Here is a 16,665-nt window from a genome sequence, read left to right on the forward strand (position 1 = left end):
CCATTATCGTTGTCGCCTTGCAACGAATAGTGATCTTCCAACGTTTCAATCGTTTCAATCGCACTCAGTAAATAGGCCCGAGCAATGCCCGGGCCTATTGTTTACAGTTCAATTCTACCGTTTTGACAGGTCAATCCTATCGCTTGTCGTGATGCTAACCTTTCACACCACCAGCCGTCAGGCCACCCACCAGCCAGCGCTGCGCCAGCAGGAAAACAGCGGTAATTGGCAAAGCCGATAACACTGCGGCCGCGGCAAAATCACCCCACAGGTAATTTTGCGGATACAGATATTGCTGCATCCCTACCGCCAATGTGTACTTATCGACATCCGACAGCAGCAGCGAAGCCACCGGTACTTCTCCCACCACCATGATGAAGGAGAGGATAAACACCACCGCCAGAATTGGCACTGACAATGGCAGCAGCACCAAACGGAATGCCTGCCAAGGGGTTGCACCATCCAGTGCAGCCGCTTCTTCCAGCGAGTTATCGATGGTTTCAAAATAGCCCTTGATAGTCCAGACATGCAGTGCGATCCCCCCCAGATAGGAGAAGATCAAGCCACCATGGGTATTGAGGCCCAAAAACGGGATGTACTGGCCAAGCTTATCAAACAGCGCATATATCGCGACCAGAGCCAGCACAGCCGGGAACATCTGGAAGATCATCATCGCTTTCAGAATGGTCTCTTTGCCTTTAAAGCGCATACGGGCAAACGCGTAGGCTGAAGTGGTCGATAAGCAGACTATCAGCACCGATGAAACCGCCGCGATTTTAACCGAGTTCCACAACCAGGTCAGAACCGGAAACGGAGGCGGTGTCACACTGCCATCTGCGTTAGTGACCGAGAAACCGAGTGCCAGTTTCCAGTGCTCCAGGGACGGATTTTCCGGAATGATGCTACCGGTCGCAAAATTACCTTCGCGGAATGAGATAGCCACCACCATCAGCAACGGAAAGATGATCAGCGCCAGAAACGCCCACAGCGCAATATGTGTCGCCCACACACGGTATTTGAGCGATGTTCCTTGTACCATAGCCATAAGTGTCGCTCCTTAATTCTGGCTGACTTTAGTGAAACGCAGGTTAAGCAGCGCAAGCGCTCCCACCAGCAGGAAGATCAGCGTCGCAATCGCGCTCGCCAGACCAAAGTCCTGGCCACCGGCACCTTCGAATGCAATGCGGTAGGTATAGCTCACCAAGAGGTCGGTGTAACCAGCTGGCTCAGAGGTACCTATCATGTTCGGACCGCCCGCCGTCAACAGCTGAATCATAACAAAGTTATTGAAGTTAAAAGCAAAGCTGGCAATAAGCAGCGGTGTGAGCGGCTTAATCATCAATGGCAACGTGATCTTGGTAAAGTTGTGCACGAAGTTCGCGCCATCGATAGCTGAAGCTTCGTACAAGTCATCCGGAATCGCTTTCAGCAAGCCCATACATAAAATCATCATGTAGGGGAAACCCAGCCAGGTATTGACGATCAACACCATGCATTTCGCTAGGAACGGATCCGAGAACCAGGCCGGACTGAGGCCAAACAGACCTTGCAGCACCATATTGATTTCACCAAAGCTCTGGTTGAACAGACCTTTAAAAATCAGAATCGAAATGAACGCCGGTACTGCATAAGGCAGAATTAACAGCACACGATAGAAAGCGCGGCCTTTGAGCTCTTCCCACTGCACCACACTCGCCAGCACCAGACCAATCACCAGAGTAAAGATCACGGTCAGCACAGAGAACAGCACAGTCCAGATAAAGATACTGATAAATGGCTCTTTGATGCCTTCGTCTTTCCAAACCCGTTCAAAGTTATGGGTACCGATTGAAACAATAAAACCAGGTGACACCGTACTGCCGACAAACTGCCCCTGCTCGTTAACCGGTTGGTAGAAACCGACCTCCAGATTCGGTCGCAGCATCTCTCCGTTCTGGTTATTGATTAGCGTTTCGCCATCATCCTGCAGGGTGTAAAGCGGCGCCACAGCGGCGAATTTACGCAGTCCGCTCATGCGAATCGCGTTGCCATCCGGCAGCGTCAGATTCAACGCCCCGAGAGCATCACGATGACTGATGATGGTTTTAATCGCCTCTTTATCGCCCGTCACATCCTGGACCGGAGTCAGCGCTAACGACTGCCCGCTCGCATCGAGACTAAACACCGGAGTGGCGTACTGAGTTTCACCATCCTGAATGGTGATGCGGTAACCTTGTTCGGTGCTAAGCAGCGAAAACGGATAGCTCGCTCCACTCTGGAACGTGCGGTCCATCAGTACCGACTGGGCTCGATCAAAAGAAAGTTGGTTTTTGGCACTGTAATTGGTAAACGCCAGATTGACCGTATAGGCTAACGGAAACAGAATGAATAAGATCATTCCGGCGATACCCGGGTAAATATAACGGTGGGCGTAAGTCTTTTTACTGCCAAAGATGTAAAGTGCCAAAGCAGTAAGAATAATGGTCAGCAATGCAAAAGCGAGCTCACCACGGGAATACATCAAAACTGTTGCATATCCATTCACGAGACCGACGGCGGCTAATACACTCCACTTAATGATGGTGCGATTGTTATTGGTCGGTGGTGTCATTGCGGATGCTGACATAGCCTCTGTACCTTGGATTGACTGCATAGAACAACCTGCTAGCGAAATAAAACTGGAAAGTAAGGAGGAGTTGCCCCCTCCTTAAAAGGTGAATCTGGGATTACTTCGTCATCTGTTTTTCAGCATCCGCAAGGGCTGCATCAACAGTCTGACGGCCATCAACCACGTTGATGATTGCGTTCTTAGCTGCGCCCCAGAACGCATTCATTTGTGGGATGTTTGGCATGATCTCGCCGTTCATCGCGTTATCCATGGTCGCAGCAATACGCTGATCCGAATCCAGTTCACGCTGGAATGAACTCAGAGCAACCGCACCCAGTGGCTTATCGTTATTGACCGCGCGCAGACCTTCATTAGTCAGCAGGTAGTTTTCGATAAACTCAACCGCCAGATCTTTGTTTGGCGATGCAGTACTGATACCAGCGGTCAGCACACCAACGAACGGTTTAGAAGACTGGCCATTGAATTTAGGCAGAGTGGTCACACCGTAGTTGATACCTGACTTGTCAATATTGCCCCATGACCACGGACCATTGATGGTCATGGCCGTATTGCCTTTGTTAAATTCCGCTTCAGATACAGAGTAGTCCATATCGGCCGAAATCACGCCTTTATCAACCAGACCTTTAACGAAATTCATCGCATCTTTGACGCCTTGCTTGTCGATACCTGCGTCTTTTACATCGTAGCCAGAAGAAGTGTATTTAAATGCATAGCCACCATCAGCAGCCATCAGAGGCCAGGTAAAATACGGTTCTTTCAGGTTCCACATGATGGCTGATTTACCGTTTTTCTTCAGTTGAGCATCCAGCGCGGCCACTTCTTCCCAACTTTTTGGCGGATTAGGGACCAGATCTTTATTGTAAATCAGTGACAGCGACTCAACCGCTACCGGGTAACCGATCAGCTTACCTTGATACTTCACGGCATCCCAGGCGAAATCAACAATACCGTCTTTGATCGCTTGTGACGGTTTGATCTCCGTCAGCAGACCCGCTTCCGCGTAACCACCGAAACGGTCATGTGCCCAGAATACGATATCGGGACCATCACCCGTTGCCGCTGTCTGTGGGAATTTGTCCTGCAGACCATCCGGATGCGCAACAGTGACTTTAATACCAGTTTCTTGTTCAAACTTTTTACCAACTTCAGCCAGACCGTTGTAACCTTTGTCACCGTTAATCCAGATAGTCAGTTGTCCTTCCTGGATGGCAGCGTGTGCGCCAAACGAACCAAGAGCGACCAGAGTGCTGAGCGCTACAGTGCTTAGGGCGTTTTTCATGTTCATATCCTTGTTTTATTTATGTTGTAGGGCTTACCGATGAGGTTTCGCCGTATTTCGCCACATATCATCAGAAAAAAACGGGCTCATCTCATCCTCCTACTCCCTACGCCCCTGGTATTATGGCTTATTTTCGTGATCCGAATCGTTGCCTGTTAGAGAGAACAATCACAAAAAAATGCCCCTTTGTGATCTACTTCATGTTCAGACCCGTCAATAATTTGAACTGGATCTCTCAGGCCATTCCAGCCCCTCCTCCACCTCATCCTTACCTACTCCCCCCGCAAAAAATAAGTTTAGGAGGATGTGCAGCTGGGCAGCTTCAAGGAAACTAATCCCATCCAAAGAGTGGATGGTAAGAATCTTTTTCGGTATTGAACCTTAATACTGGCTTGCATTGCCGGGCTCATTTGCTGCTGCAGTCGACGCGTTCGTGGTCATTATTGTACGGGGGAGACGCACGCTGCAGCGGGGGAAGCAAACAGGCTCTTGGCTTTGACGGGTGATGGTTTCTTCAAACCCTTTGTTTGAAGACATCACCCTTTCTTTTCTTACCTGTTATTCTTATCTGATAAAATAAGAGGTTGCGCGTTAAGACGCAGAGTCCCGGCCACACAAGGCCGAGGAGTCACCTCAATATATCCCTACTTTTACTGCCTGCGGCAAAATTTGCTGAGAATCTACTTACAGAGGCGGTAATCATTAAAAATCTTGATCCGAGGACGAGCTAGATGGCGAGTGTCAGCTTAAAAAACGTGTGTAAAGCTTATGGCGATGTGATGATTTCCAAGAATGTGGATCTGGAAATCCAGGAAGGCGAATTTGTCGTCTTCGTCGGTCCGTCAGGCTGTGGTAAATCCACCCTGCTGCGTTGTATTGCCGGACTGGAAGACATTACCTCTGGTGATCTGTTTATTGGTGAGCAACGCATGAATGATGTCGAACCTTCCAAACGCGGGGTCGGCATGGTATTTCAGTCTTACGCCCTCTATCCGCACTTGAATTTGCACGACAACATGTCATTTGGCCTCAAACTGGCCAAAGCCGACAAAGCCGAGATCAGTAAACGCGTTGAACACGCAGCCGATATCCTGCAATTGAGCCATCTGCTGGATCGTCAGCCAAAGGCCTTATCGGGCGGCCAGCGTCAGCGTGTCGCTATTGGCCGGACTCTGGTCTCCCAACCCAATGTTTTCCTGCTCGATGAGCCGCTTTCTAACCTCGATGCTGCGCTGCGGGTACAGATGCGCTCCGAAATTACTAAGCTGCAGCGCAAATTAGGCTGCACCATGATTTACGTCACCCACGATCAGGTCGAAGCCATGACCATGGCTGATAAAATCGTAGTACTGGACGCCGGTTTTGTGTCTCAGGTCGGTAAACCACTCGAGCTTTACCACTACCCACAGAATCGTTTTGTGGCCGGTTTTATCGGTTCACCAAAGATGAACTTCATGAGTGTCACTATTGACGAAGCGGAAAAAGAGCGGGTTAAAGTTCGGCTGTCAAACGGCTTCGCCTTCTGGATCCCGGTTGATGACACGACAGTCACGGTCGGTGAACGTATGTCGCTGGGCGTACGTCCTGAGCACCTGCTGGAAGCGCAGCAAGGTGATGCTCAAATAGAAGGAAAGGTGATGATTGTGGAAAAACTGGGCAACGAGACCCAGGCCTACATGAACGTTAAAGGCTCAGATTCAGATATCATCTATCGTCAGCCTGACACCCTGGACATTGAGGTCGGCGATAGCCTGGCAATTGGTATTCCGGCCCATCGTTGCCATCTGTTCCATAGTGATGGCCGCGCGTGTCGCCGTTTGTTTAAAGAGAAGGGCGTCGAATTCAACAACTGATCTCTGTCAGGCAGGACTAATATCCTTCACCTCATATGGTTATAACCTCAGATGTTTATTACCTCTGACCGAAAAAGCCCGTTCAAATCAATAAACGGGCTTTTTCATTTCCGTCATGCTGCGCTAGCTGACACTTTCCGCGGGTTGCGGCATTCTGCTACGTCGCAACACCGGCTTTTTCACCACCAGATAAACCGCCACAGCGGCCAGTACAAAGCCCAGCGCCCCCAACCGATCAAAAGATTCCCCAAAGCAAATCCAGGCCTGAATTGCAGTGGTCGGCGGTACCAGGTAAAACACCGACGCAACACTGGATGATGCGCCATGTTCAACCATATACAGCAGCAGCAAAATCGCAATGCACGACAGCACCACCACCAGCCAGCCGAGCGTCATAATGAATGTCGGGGTCCATTCCACCTGCATGGTTTCAAACTGCATCGCAGCAGGCAACAGCAGCGCAACCGCAGCCACATATTGCACCAAGGCACCGCCCAGCAGATCAACACCCTGACAGAACTTCTTCTGATACAGCGTACCGACCGTAATACCGATCAAAGAAACCACACACATACCAATGGCTGCCCATTTGTGTGCGTCCGACTGCCACTCAATATTACCCATCAGCACACAACTGATGCCGGCAAAACCCAGGGCAAGCCCGAGCCACTGAGCGAGATTAAGCCGCTCACTGCCCATCAGCAGCAGGATCAGCGCAGTAAATATCGGTTGGCTACCGACCAGCAGTGAGGCTAAGCCCGCCGGGATCCCCCAGTGAATCGCCTGAAAGGTGCCCCCCAGATACAAACCATGGATAAACAGCCCCGATACACAGGAGTGCCAGAACTGACGGCCAGTCGGGATACGGCGTTTGAGCAGCATGATCAGTAGCGCAAACAGCACCACATTTAGCACCATCCGCAGACTGAGAAAGGTCATCGGCTCGGCATATTCAAGACCGAAACGGGCCCCGACAAAGCCGGATGCCCAGAGTATTACGAACAGAAAAGGAATCATTTTGATGAGCATAGTATTTCTCTGGCAGTCTAATTATTGTGGCGCCATTCTAATTAGGCACAGAATGACAAAAAAGGCACAGTTGATGTAGAATTAATGGGTACAGTTTTAACCCGGGCAGCCAGAATGAGCGAAGAGTTTAAATATCAGGATATCGAGCTGGCAATACGCCGCGCCATTGAAGGCGGCCTGTTTCAGCCCGACGAAAAACTGCCCTCGATACGGGACTTAATGACCCAGCATCAGGTGGGTAAGAATACCGTCATTCGCGCTTATCAGGTTCTGGAAGCTCAGGGCTGGATTTACTCTCTGCCCCGCTCGGGATATCGTGTCGCTGAACGTAAATCCAGTCTGGATAATCAGGCCAGTGAGCCAAGCCGGGTTGATTTACTGTCGATGTCTAAATCTATTCTGGCTGCGCCTGTGATCAAGCATAATATGCCGGCAGGCTCCGCCCATCCTTGTACGGATTCACCGGCTATTCGCAGTTTGTATGCTGAAATCGGCCGCCACAGCCGGATGCAAACCCATATTCCCAGTCACTATCAACTGCCTCCGGGCAATGATCAACTGGTGAACCAGATACGCAAAATCTGCCGCGATCTCGGTATTGATGCAAGATTGCGTGATATCGCCATTACCAACGGCGGCCAGCAGGCATTAAGCCTGGCTTTTCGCGCCCTGACCCAACCCGGCGATATTGTCGCCGTTGAATCCCCCTGCTATTTTGGCACCCTACTGCTGCTTGAGTCACTGGGGCTAAAGGTGGTCGAAATCCCAAGTCAGCTCACCACAGGGATGGATATCGAAGCGCTCAAACAAGCCATCAGCCGCTGGCGCATCAAGGCTGTCATGGTCACGCCGAATTTTAACAATCCGACCGGAGCGCTGATGCCGCTGGCTCATCGCCAGGCGCTGCTGGATGTCACTGAATCAATTCCCATTATCGAAGACGACGTGTTTGGCAGCCTGGGATTTGCACAGGCGCTACCGAGCCTGAAGAGTTTGGATCAGCAGGAACGGGTGATTTACATCAGTTCGTTATCGAAAACGCTCGATTCGAGACTGCGTATCGGCTGGATTATCGCCGGACGCTATATGAATCAGATCGAGAAAGTCCTGCTGAGCGAAAATATGGGCAGTCTCAATCTGATCCAGTCGGCGGTCGCGGCTTTTCTCTCGACCGGCAGATACCGCACTCATCTGACGCGCATGCGACGCCTGTATCAGAGCCGGCAACTCCGATTCGCCCAGATGCTCTCTCAGGCATTTAACTCACATCCGGAGCTCAATGGCCGCTACCACCTGTCACGTCCGCAGGGCTCTTTCCTGTGCTGGCTGACGCTGCCTGCAGAGGTCGATACCCAGCAGGTCTATCAACACTGCCTGAGTCAGAAAATCAGCCTGCTACCCGGACACTTGTTCGCTAATCAGGGACAATTTACCCAATGTATCCGCTTTAGTGTTTCCAATCTGGAAGATGAAACGCGCTGGCAAAAAAGTCTGCAGATACTGGCTGAGATAATAGTGCAGCAGCTCACCCGCAGCAGTGGTAAAACATTAGCGGGCCAACATAATCAGAGCTAAACGATTGACCCAACAGAGCTAAGAAGCTCGCTAATTGCGTGACCAGCACGTAAAGTGGTTTCAGCGCATACAGTTGTCTGTGAGCATACAGCTATCGCAGCACATTAAATTGTCTCTGCGCGTGAATTTGTCTCAACCGATAATCGATTATGCTTGAGGATATCGGTTGCCGCTCACAGCCGGCCCAATCATGAGGTGTAAGTATGAAAATGAGTTTTAACATGGAAGACGCCAGTCAGGTATGCGTCGGTGCCTTTGCTCTGGCGGTGCCCATTTCCTTTTCAGAAGAAGCCTGGCAACTTGGAACGTCGCTCCCGCTGCCCAACCTGCTGTTGTTACTGACGCTGTCTCTGGGTTTTCTCGGCGTATTTGCCTATGAAAGTGTCTTCCAGCGCAATGTGCAGCGTCGGATACCCGCTTTTTTGCTGCGTATTGTCATCGCCTATGCGATAACCGCGTTGGTGGTGGGTTTTGTCCTGCTCGCACTCGACAAATTGCCGCTCCTCGACGAACCGCTAATTTCACTTAAACGTATTGTCGTCATCGCCATGCCCGCATCGATGGGCGCTATTATCGTTGACAGTTTTGACAAAGAATAATCACCGAACCCGTTGTTTTACTACCGTCGTTTTGCAACAAAAGCGGACTATATTCAAAACCTTATAAGATTCCTTGCAATACAAGCGAATAAATCAGGACCTCATATGAACATCCAACTCACTCTCAGAGCGCTTGAACGCAGTGATTTGCGTTTCATTCACGATCTCAACAACAACCGCAATATTATGTCATACTGGTTTGAAGAGCCGTATGAGTCGTTCGATGAACTGGAAGAGTTGTACAACAAGCACATCCACGACAACGCCGAACGCCGCTTTGTGGTAGAAAATGAACAAAAGGAACTGGTGGGTCTGGTCGAGTTGATTGAAATTGACTATATCCATCGCAGTGGTGAATTTCAGATTATCATCACCCCGCAGCATCAGGGCCGTGGCTTCGCCCGCACGTTAATTCATAAAGCACTCGACTACTCCTTTACCATTCTCAACCTGCATAAAGTGTATCTGCATGTCGCGATCGATAACGAAAAAGCGGTGCATTTGTATCAGTCATGTGGATTTAAAGAAGAGGGCCATCTTGTGGAAGAATTCTTCATCAACGGCGCCTATCGTGACGTCAAACGCATGTATATTCTGCAAAATGACTATCTGAGCAAACTCTCAGCGCAAAGCTGAGCCAGGGGCAATTCAGGGAAATGAGGCCACCATCTTCAAAACGCCTCCTAGCCAAGCGACTTTTCGCCTAAAACATTATCATAAGCCCAAATAAAAACCGCGCCAGCAAAAAGCGGCGCGGTTGGTATAAAACGGGCTATCATCGGGCCATCGCGTTACTCAGCGACTTAGACGGTGGCCTGATATCAATGGGCAATATCGAAACGACTCTCTGTCACGCCGTTGGTGCGGAACCAACCGGCAATACTCATGCGCTCCGCTTTGGCAGGCAGCACTTCATGCGGGAAATTTTCTGACAGGAACACCACCAGACGTCCGGCGACCGGCGCAACGGTGTCAATTAACTGATCATCCATATCGTAGATTTTCAGTTCGCCGCCATCGGCTTCGGTCCAGTTCTCATTGAGGTAGAACACTGTGGTCAGTTTGCGGTTTTCCTGGCCGCGAAACGCATCGAGATGCTTTTTGTAAAAGTCGCCGACCTGATACTGGGCAAAGTGGGATTCATACTCAAACAGGCCCATGAAGAAATCGCGGTTCACCTCGCAGCGGATCTGCTCCATGCGTGTCAGGTAATCCTGCACTGGCAGTCCCATCTCCGAATTCAACCACTGAATACGATCACTGCGAATAGCCTTGGCTTGCAGCAGATCATCATTGCGGCCAATACGGGCACGGTACCAATCTTGAGGTACGCACTCTCTCAGGCTCTGTACCTGCTCCAGGGAAAGAAAATCATCCCACACGTACCAGCCCTGCTCAGCAATTGCATCCAATAAGGTTTCTAATGCCATTTTTCTACATATCTGTTTGAAAAAAGGCGTTATATAAGGATAACCCAAGGGCGACAAATCTAAGTTTTTATCCAAACGGACAATATAATTTGTCGATGCGCAATGGTTTAAGCATTAAGCTGACGAAGTCGAATCGGACAACAAGCGAAGTTTAAAGAAAAAGCGGTGCCGCCAATTTAGCAACTCTAGGAGAATGGCCTTTAAACAACGATTTTATCTGAGCAGTGAAGAGCTCGGCAGTAGCCAATGCATCAATCGTCGCAGAGTGCGAACTATATTGTGGCAATGCGTAACGTCGACGAACATCATTGAGCTGAAAGCTGGTGCCCGGCACCGTTTTACCCGCATAGGTCATCTGCTTTTCGATGTGCAGCGTATCAATCCACACGCAAGGAAAATGCTCGACACCGAAGCGCTCGCGCATGTACTGCGCCACAAATGCCCGTTCAATGCAGGCGCCGTGTACCAGTGCGATTTTCCCGGCCAGTTGATTGAACAACTGATCCATCGCGTCATCCAGCGTGACGCCCTGTGACAACACGTCGGGAGTGATGTGATTGATTACCGCAGAGTCCGCCGTCACAAACTCGGGATGACGAACGAACAGCTCTTCACTGGCGGCGATATCAATATGATCCATCGTGATTCCCACCCAGCCAATGCTCAGGATCTGATCCTGACTGGCGTTGACTCCTGACGTTTCAAAATCAAACGCCACCATATCCATCTGATACACCAAGGCTTCCAGGCTTGGCAGTGCCTGACTGAAATAGTGTTCGAGCCCTGTAGGCCAATCGCGGCGGGCGGCCAGTCGCTGATGCTGTTTCACCATCTTGTGGTAGCCGCCGCCAAAGCGGCGTTTCAATGCATTAAGCATCGTTTTATCCTTTTACAAACCTGAGTTTGGCTACGTCCTGTAGCTCACTGATGATTTTAAAGGCATCTTTCAGGTGTTTGCGCTCAAAGCTGCTGAAAGAGTCCGGTGAAATATGGTTGTTCGGTTCTTTGCCTTCACGCAGAGCCTGCAACTGATGCTGAAAGCGAACCTGAGTAATGAATTTGTAGGCGCCGATAATGTTCTGACAGCTGTCTTCGGACATCGTGCCCTGCTGAGCCGCGAAGCGAAAACGCTCTTCGGTGCCGGTCATTGAACCGCCAGCCGCCAGACTGAATATCCGCGCCAGGTCGATAATAAGGTTCAGCGCATATTTTTTGATATTGAGCGTGTTGCTGTTATCGCCGCCTTTCTCCAGCACCAGATTATTGAAAATCCCCAGCGGCGGCTGCGTATCGATCGCGTCGCGAACCAGAGCAGGCAAGAAATTCTGGCTGTTCTGAATACACTGATGCAGATGCTGTTGTAGACCCTCCACCAATTCACTGTTGCCGTAAATCGAACGTACTTCCAGAAACACACTGATGCTGAGTAGTTTGTTGTACTCCGGGCTTGATACCCATTTACGGTAATACTCTTTCCATACCTGAATTGGCTGACACCATTTCGGTGACGCGGCCATATATTTGCCGTCACACAGAGGATACCCGCAAGCCGCAAGCCCATTGCATACGCGCATAGACAGATGGGTGAAATACAGCATATCTTCCGGCTTAGCATCATGCGCCAACACTAAAGCGCTGTCCTGATCCGACAACATATGTACTTCATTACGGGCATGCGAACCCGCCACTACCCAAGCATAATCACACGGCGGCGGCCCAAGGAGTTCCTCGTTGATCTGCAACAGGCGGCGGGTAAACGCGTCCATGATCATCGACATCACCCTCCCCTGAATTTCTGCACTCACGCCGCTTTCCACCAGCGATTCAAAGATCGACTGCTTCTCCACGTTGAGTGCGGCCAGCGTATTCACTGAACTGGCATATTTAATTTTTTCAATAAGGAACAGGGCTTGCGTACGATGATTGTGAACCAGATGTGACGTGGTAAGTAAACCGACTACCTCTTTCCCCTGCACCACCGGCAGGCAACGAATGTTGTATTGCAGCATGATGGAGATGGCCTGAATCACTTTGTCATCGGCCTGAATCAGTTGCGGATTCTGAGTCATCACCATACTGATTGGCTCATGAATACCAATTCCAGTCGCCACGACACCGCTGGTCATATCTCGATCAGTGACCACACCGACAATTTCACCATCGCGCATCACCACCGCGCACGAGCTGCGGCTGCGCTCTTCACCACACATGGTTTGCGCCACGTCCTGAATCGGCGTGTTCACATCGACAATCGCGATGTTTTCGCTGGCAATTTCCCCCACACGGCGGAAAAACAGCCCTTTGTCCTCTTCTCGCCCAGCCGCATCATTGACTGCGGACGTCAAGCGCAGTTGCGCATGGGATGCGAAGTAATTAGCAAATTCCGGATGCTCTAGGCAAACGGTCTGCACGTCTGTGTGCGGCACCAGATAAAGCAGTGAGTCCTGAATCGCTTCAGCCTGATAGCCATCTTCGGCATTCTGAAGCGGCGCGAGGAAAGTGAAACCAAACTGATCCTCTTCTCCCAAACGAGCACGCAACTGACCGTCGCGCCTACGCTGCTCAATCGCCCCGGTGCGAATGATGTAGAGATATCGCTCTTGGCACAATGCGCTGAACTCTATTTTTTCGCCTTTCGCCAGGTAGCGCACTTTGACATGATTCGCGAGCGATTCAACAATCTCGGAGGACAACTTATCAAACGGATCGAGCTTGATAAGAAAGTCATAAATATTAGGGGTTAATGATGAGCCCATACCGCCATCCCAATTTCAAAACGCTGTTTCAATATGAAAAATGATACTAAAAAAGCAGCCAGACGGCTGCTCGTTTTTCACCTAAGCCGGATAATGGTTATAACCAAGCTGAAGCGAGATATTGCGACCTGCGGTTTGCAACAAATCCACGTAGTAGCCCATACGTTGTTCATCAAAACGGATGGTTGGCAGCGACATCGACAGGCCCGCAATCACATGACCAAAGCGATCATAGACGGGTGCGGCGATACAACGCAAACCCGGCTCTTGTTCTTCATTGTCTTCCGCAAAGTGTTGAGTGCGAACTCGCGCCAGCTCTTCCAGCAGTTGCTCGACATTTTCCAGAGTACGTTCAGTATGTTTGATGAACTCTACATCTTGCAAGGTATCTCGTACAAACTGCTCATCGCGCTCTGCCAGAAGCACTTTACCAATCGCAGTACTATACAGCGGGTTACGACGACCAATGCGCGACTGCATGCGCAAATTGTAGCCAGAATCTATTTTGTGAATGTAGATGATAGCGTTTTCATCCAGAGAACCTAAGTGCAGCGCCTCGTTGGTTTTTTCAGAGATATAACGCATCTCTTTGTCCGCTAAATCAATCAGATCGACGTACTCAAGGGATTTTGCGCCCAGCTCAAACAATTTCAGGGTTAGCTTATATTTATCTGCTTCCCCTTCCTGAGCGACAAAGCCCATGGATTTCATGGTTTGCAGGAAACGATAGGTCGTGGCTTTAGACATCATTAGACGTTGAGACAGTTCCGAAACACCGATTTCTTTCTGCTCACCCAGGGCCTGAAGAATGCTAAAGACTTTCAGAACCGAAGATACCGCTTCCGGTTGAGTTGACTTTTCCATTATAGAACCTTTGTGTTTACTTGTTAGCGCCTATTATAACCGCTCACTTTCTGCGTACCACAAATTTTAAAAAGCCTTTTCAAATTTTTGAAACCGCGCAAACATTCCATTATCAAAAAAGAAGATCGCCATCATTATTTTTAAAACACCTTTTCAAAAATAATTGCCTTTGGTTTCTTTTTGATCCACGATACAGACATACAAACTGAGATGGCCAACTCGCCGCCACTCAAAAACCAGCTACCACTGAGGAAAACGTTATGATTCTTGATTCATTTAACCTGGAAGGCAAAGTCGCTATCGTCACGGGTTGTGACACTGGTCTTGGTCAGGGTATGGCACTCGGCCTAGCTAAAGCAGGTTGTGACATCGTGGGTGTAAACATTGTTGAACCGACTGAAACTATTGCGAAAATAGCAGAAACCGGACGTAAGTTCGTTGATATCCGCGCTAATCTGATGGTTCTGGACGACATTCCATCCATCATCGACCGTGCAGTGACTGAACTGGGCCGTATTGATATTCTGGTGAACAACGCTGGCATCATCCGTCGTAATGACGCGATTGAATTCAGCGAAAAAGACTGGGATGACGTAATGAACGTCAACATCAAGTCAGTGTTCTTCATGTCTCAAGCGGTGGCGAAACAGTTCATTGCACAAGGCGAAGGCGGCAAGATCATCAACGTAGCGTCCATGCTCTCTTACCAAGGTGGTATCCGCGTCCCCTCTTACACCGCATCAAAGAGCGGTGTCATGGGCATTACTCGCCTGATGGCCAACGAGTGGGCACAACACAACGTCAACGTGAACGCGATTGCACCGGGTTACATGGCAACCAACAACACGGCCGCGCTGCGAGCTGATGAAGATCGCAGCAAAGAGATTCTGGATCGCATTCCGGCGGGTCGTTGGGGTACACCGGAAGACCTGGCAGGCCCAGTGGTCTTCCTGGCGTCGAAAGCATCAGACTACATCAACGGTTACACTGTAGCGGTTGATGGCGGCTGGTTAGCCCGTTAATTACTAGGAAGCATACGAGAAGATGATTGCAGATTTATCACTGGCTCAGGCATTAGGGTTTGTCAGCTTTGGTTTAGGAATCTCCACTTTCTACCAGAAAAACGACCGGCGGCTGAAGATCGTAATGTTCGCCTTCAATCTCAATCATCTTCTCCACTTTATTTTGCTTGGTTCGGCAGTCTCTGCGCTTAGCGCGGCCCTGTCGGCCATGCGCACAGCCAGTTCCATCTACACCTCGTCGAAATATGTGGCGGCGATATTCCTGCTCGCGGGAGCGGGATTAGGCCTTTACATTGCCGACCATTGGTGGGATCTGTGGCCAGTGATTGGTACCATGATTGGTACATTTGCTATCTTCATGTTGCGCGGCATTCAAATGCGCATTGCGTTTCTGGTTGGTGCCTGCTGCTGGCTAACCAACAATATTCTGGTTGGCTCAATTGGCGGCACCTTGCTGGAGCTGACTGTGATTACCGTTAACAGCCTGACCATTTTCCGCATGCTGCGTGAACAAAAACGCGCGCTGGCCAGTCAGGCACTGTAAACAAAGAGGGCATCATGTTTGTCTATAACCAAGATGTAAAACTGGAAGATCTCGGCGCTGGGGTTTCTCGCAAAATCCTCGCCTACAGTGACAACATCATGAGCGTTGAAGTGCATTTTGAGCAAGGCGCGATTGGCCCGATGCACAGCCACCCGCATGAACAGCTGACGTATGTGCTGTCGGGTGAATTCGAATTTACCATTGGCGATGAAACCAAAATCGTCAAAGCCGGCGATGCGCTATACAAAGAGCCGAACGTGATGCACGGCTGCGTTTGTCTCAAAGCTGGAGTGTTGCTCGATAACTTCACCCCAATGCGCAAAGATTTCATTCAATAACGAATTTGCTTTTTAACTGATTGTTGCGGATAAACCGCAGGAGAAACTCTATGAAAATCGCACTGATGATGGAAAACAGCCAGGCTGGCAAAAACGCGATGGTTCTGAACGAACTGAACACCGTAGCGGCACCGCTGGGCCACGACGTTTTCAACGTTGGTATGTCTGATGAAAACGACCATCACCTGACTTACATCCACCTAGGCATCATGGCCAGCATTCTGCTGAACTCAAAAGCGGCCGATTTTGTTGTGGCAGGCTGTGGTACCGGTCAGGGCGCAATGATGTCGCTGAACCTCCATCCGGGTGTAATCTGTGGCTACTGCCTGGAGCCTTCAGATGCGTTCCTGTTTAACCAAATCAACAACGGTAACGCGCTGTCTCTGGCTTTTGCGAAAGGCTTTGGCTGGGCAGGTGAACTGAACGTTCGTTACATTTTTGAAAAAGCGTTCACTGGCGAGCGGGGTCAGGGTTACCCAATCGAACGTGCTGAACCTCAACAGCGCAATGCTGGCATTCTGACTCAGGTGAAATTCGCGGTCGCCAAAGACGTCGTCGAAGCACTGCGCGCTATCGATCAGGAACTGGTGAAAACGGCTGTGGGCGGCGCACGCTTCCAAGAGTGTTTCTTCAGCCACTGTCAGGTGCCGGAAATCGCAGAATACGTACAGTCTCTGCTCGACTAAGCACTGCTTTACTTATTTATCGGGAACTCATCATAAAGCTAGCCTTCGCGCTGGCTTTTTTTATTCAACCGACAGCATAATA

16 protein-coding genes are annotated in these 16,665 nt (G+C 50.0%); 8 read left to right on the forward strand and 8 right to left on the reverse strand.

From position 1 onward, the window contains the following. Positions 1–154: 154 nt before the first annotated feature. The 3 genes from malG to malE all read right to left on the reverse strand — a co-directional run bounded on the left by malG (position 155) and on the right by malE (position 3,887). Complete coding sequence (gene malG / locus J0X00_RS00970) at positions 155–1,045, reverse strand: maltose ABC transporter permease MalG (protein WP_136483805.1); 891 nt, start codon at positions 1,043–1,045, stop codon at positions 155–157. Between the two features lie 12 nt (positions 1,046–1,057). Next, positions 1,058–2,632 (reverse strand): maltose ABC transporter permease MalF, encoded by a 1,575-nt coding sequence (gene malF / locus J0X00_RS00975; protein ID WP_218561532.1) that lies wholly within the window; start codon positions 2,630–2,632, stop codon positions 1,058–1,060. Between the two features lie 73 nt (positions 2,633–2,705). Continuing rightward, positions 2,706–3,887, reverse strand: a complete 1,182-nt coding sequence (malE, locus tag J0X00_RS00980; RefSeq protein ID WP_136483803.1) for a maltose/maltodextrin ABC transporter substrate-binding protein MalE — start codon at positions 3,885–3,887, stop codon at positions 2,706–2,708. Between the two features lie 731 nt (positions 3,888–4,618). On the opposite strand from malE, the gene malK reads away from it, so the two are divergent. Further along, on the forward strand, positions 4,619–5,740 hold the full coding sequence (gene malK / locus J0X00_RS00985) for a maltose/maltodextrin ABC transporter ATP-binding protein MalK (protein WP_282476771.1): 1,122 nt from the start codon (positions 4,619–4,621) through the stop codon (positions 5,738–5,740). A 123-nt stretch (positions 5,741–5,863) separates the two neighbouring features. Here the strand turns inward: malK and J0X00_RS00990 are convergent, their stop codons facing one another. Beyond that, a complete protein-coding gene (locus tag J0X00_RS00990) occupies positions 5,864–6,769 on the reverse strand; it encodes an EamA family transporter (protein ID WP_136483801.1) in 906 nt (301 codons plus the stop codon). 114 nt (positions 6,770–6,883) lie between these two features. Between J0X00_RS00990 and J0X00_RS00995 the strand changes: the two genes are divergently transcribed. The 3 genes from J0X00_RS00995 to speG all read left to right on the forward strand — a co-directional run bounded on the left by J0X00_RS00995 (position 6,884) and on the right by speG (position 9,579). Beyond that, complete coding sequence (locus tag J0X00_RS00995; RefSeq protein ID WP_282477013.1) at positions 6,884–8,344, forward strand: PLP-dependent aminotransferase family protein; 1,461 nt, start codon at positions 6,884–6,886, stop codon at positions 8,342–8,344. A gap of 203 nt (positions 8,345–8,547) precedes the next feature. Then, positions 8,548–8,943, forward strand: a complete 396-nt coding sequence (locus J0X00_RS01000; protein ID WP_136483799.1) for a DUF2391 family protein — start codon at positions 8,548–8,550, stop codon at positions 8,941–8,943. 105 nt (positions 8,944–9,048) lie between these two features. Further along, positions 9,049–9,579 carry a spermidine N1-acetyltransferase gene (speG, locus tag J0X00_RS01005; protein ID WP_136483798.1) on the forward strand — a complete coding sequence of 177 codons (531 nt, stop codon included), beginning with the start codon at positions 9,049–9,051 and terminating at the stop codon, positions 9,577–9,579. Between the two features lie 185 nt (positions 9,580–9,764). Here speG and J0X00_RS01010 read toward each other — a convergent pair whose 3' ends face one another. The 4 genes from J0X00_RS01010 to kdgR all read right to left on the reverse strand — a co-directional run bounded on the left by J0X00_RS01010 (position 9,765) and on the right by kdgR (position 13,993). Continuing rightward, entirely contained in the window at positions 9,765–10,373 is a 609-nt protein-coding gene (locus tag J0X00_RS01010; protein ID WP_136483797.1) for a 2OG-Fe(II) oxygenase, read from the reverse strand. A 151-nt stretch (positions 10,374–10,524) separates the two neighbouring features. Beyond that, positions 10,525–11,250 carry an exonuclease domain-containing protein gene (locus J0X00_RS01015; RefSeq protein WP_282476772.1) on the reverse strand — a complete coding sequence of 242 codons (726 nt, stop codon included), beginning with the start codon at positions 11,248–11,250 and terminating at the stop codon, positions 10,525–10,527. Positions 11,251–11,254: 4 nt separating this feature from the next. Then, on the reverse strand, positions 11,255–13,129 hold the full coding sequence (locus tag J0X00_RS01020; RefSeq protein ID WP_282476773.1) for a putative nucleotidyltransferase substrate binding domain-containing protein: 1,875 nt from the start codon (positions 13,127–13,129) through the stop codon (positions 11,255–11,257). 81 nt (positions 13,130–13,210) lie between these two features. Next, positions 13,211–13,993 (reverse strand): DNA-binding transcriptional regulator KdgR, encoded by a 783-nt coding sequence (kdgR, locus tag J0X00_RS01025; protein ID WP_218561538.1) that lies wholly within the window; start codon positions 13,991–13,993, stop codon positions 13,211–13,213. A 260-nt stretch (positions 13,994–14,253) separates the two neighbouring features. On the opposite strand from kdgR, the gene kduD reads away from it, so the two are divergent. From kduD to J0X00_RS01045, 4 genes are read left to right on the forward strand one after another with little or no spacing between them, the layout of a single operon-like run. Beyond that, complete coding sequence (kduD, locus tag J0X00_RS01030) at positions 14,254–15,015, forward strand: 2-dehydro-3-deoxy-D-gluconate 5-dehydrogenase KduD (RefSeq protein WP_282476774.1); 762 nt, start codon at positions 14,254–14,256, stop codon at positions 15,013–15,015. Between the two features lie 22 nt (positions 15,016–15,037). Then, positions 15,038–15,559, forward strand: coding sequence for a YgjV family protein (locus J0X00_RS01035; RefSeq protein WP_282476775.1), 522 nt, complete (start codon positions 15,038–15,040; stop codon positions 15,557–15,559). 14 nt (positions 15,560–15,573) lie between these two features. Next, positions 15,574–15,897, forward strand: coding sequence for a cupin domain-containing protein (locus J0X00_RS01040; protein ID WP_020328932.1), 324 nt, complete (start codon positions 15,574–15,576; stop codon positions 15,895–15,897). A 50-nt stretch (positions 15,898–15,947) separates the two neighbouring features. Continuing rightward, entirely contained in the window at positions 15,948–16,583 is a 636-nt protein-coding gene (locus J0X00_RS01045; RefSeq protein ID WP_218561541.1) for an RpiB/LacA/LacB family sugar-phosphate isomerase, read from the forward strand. The last annotated feature ends 82 nt before the right edge of the window (positions 16,584–16,665 follow it).

The organism is Vibrio sp. ABG19 (genome assembly GCF_029962385.1).
GTDB lineage: Bacteria > Pseudomonadota > Gammaproteobacteria > Enterobacterales > Vibrionaceae > Vibrio > Vibrio ostreae.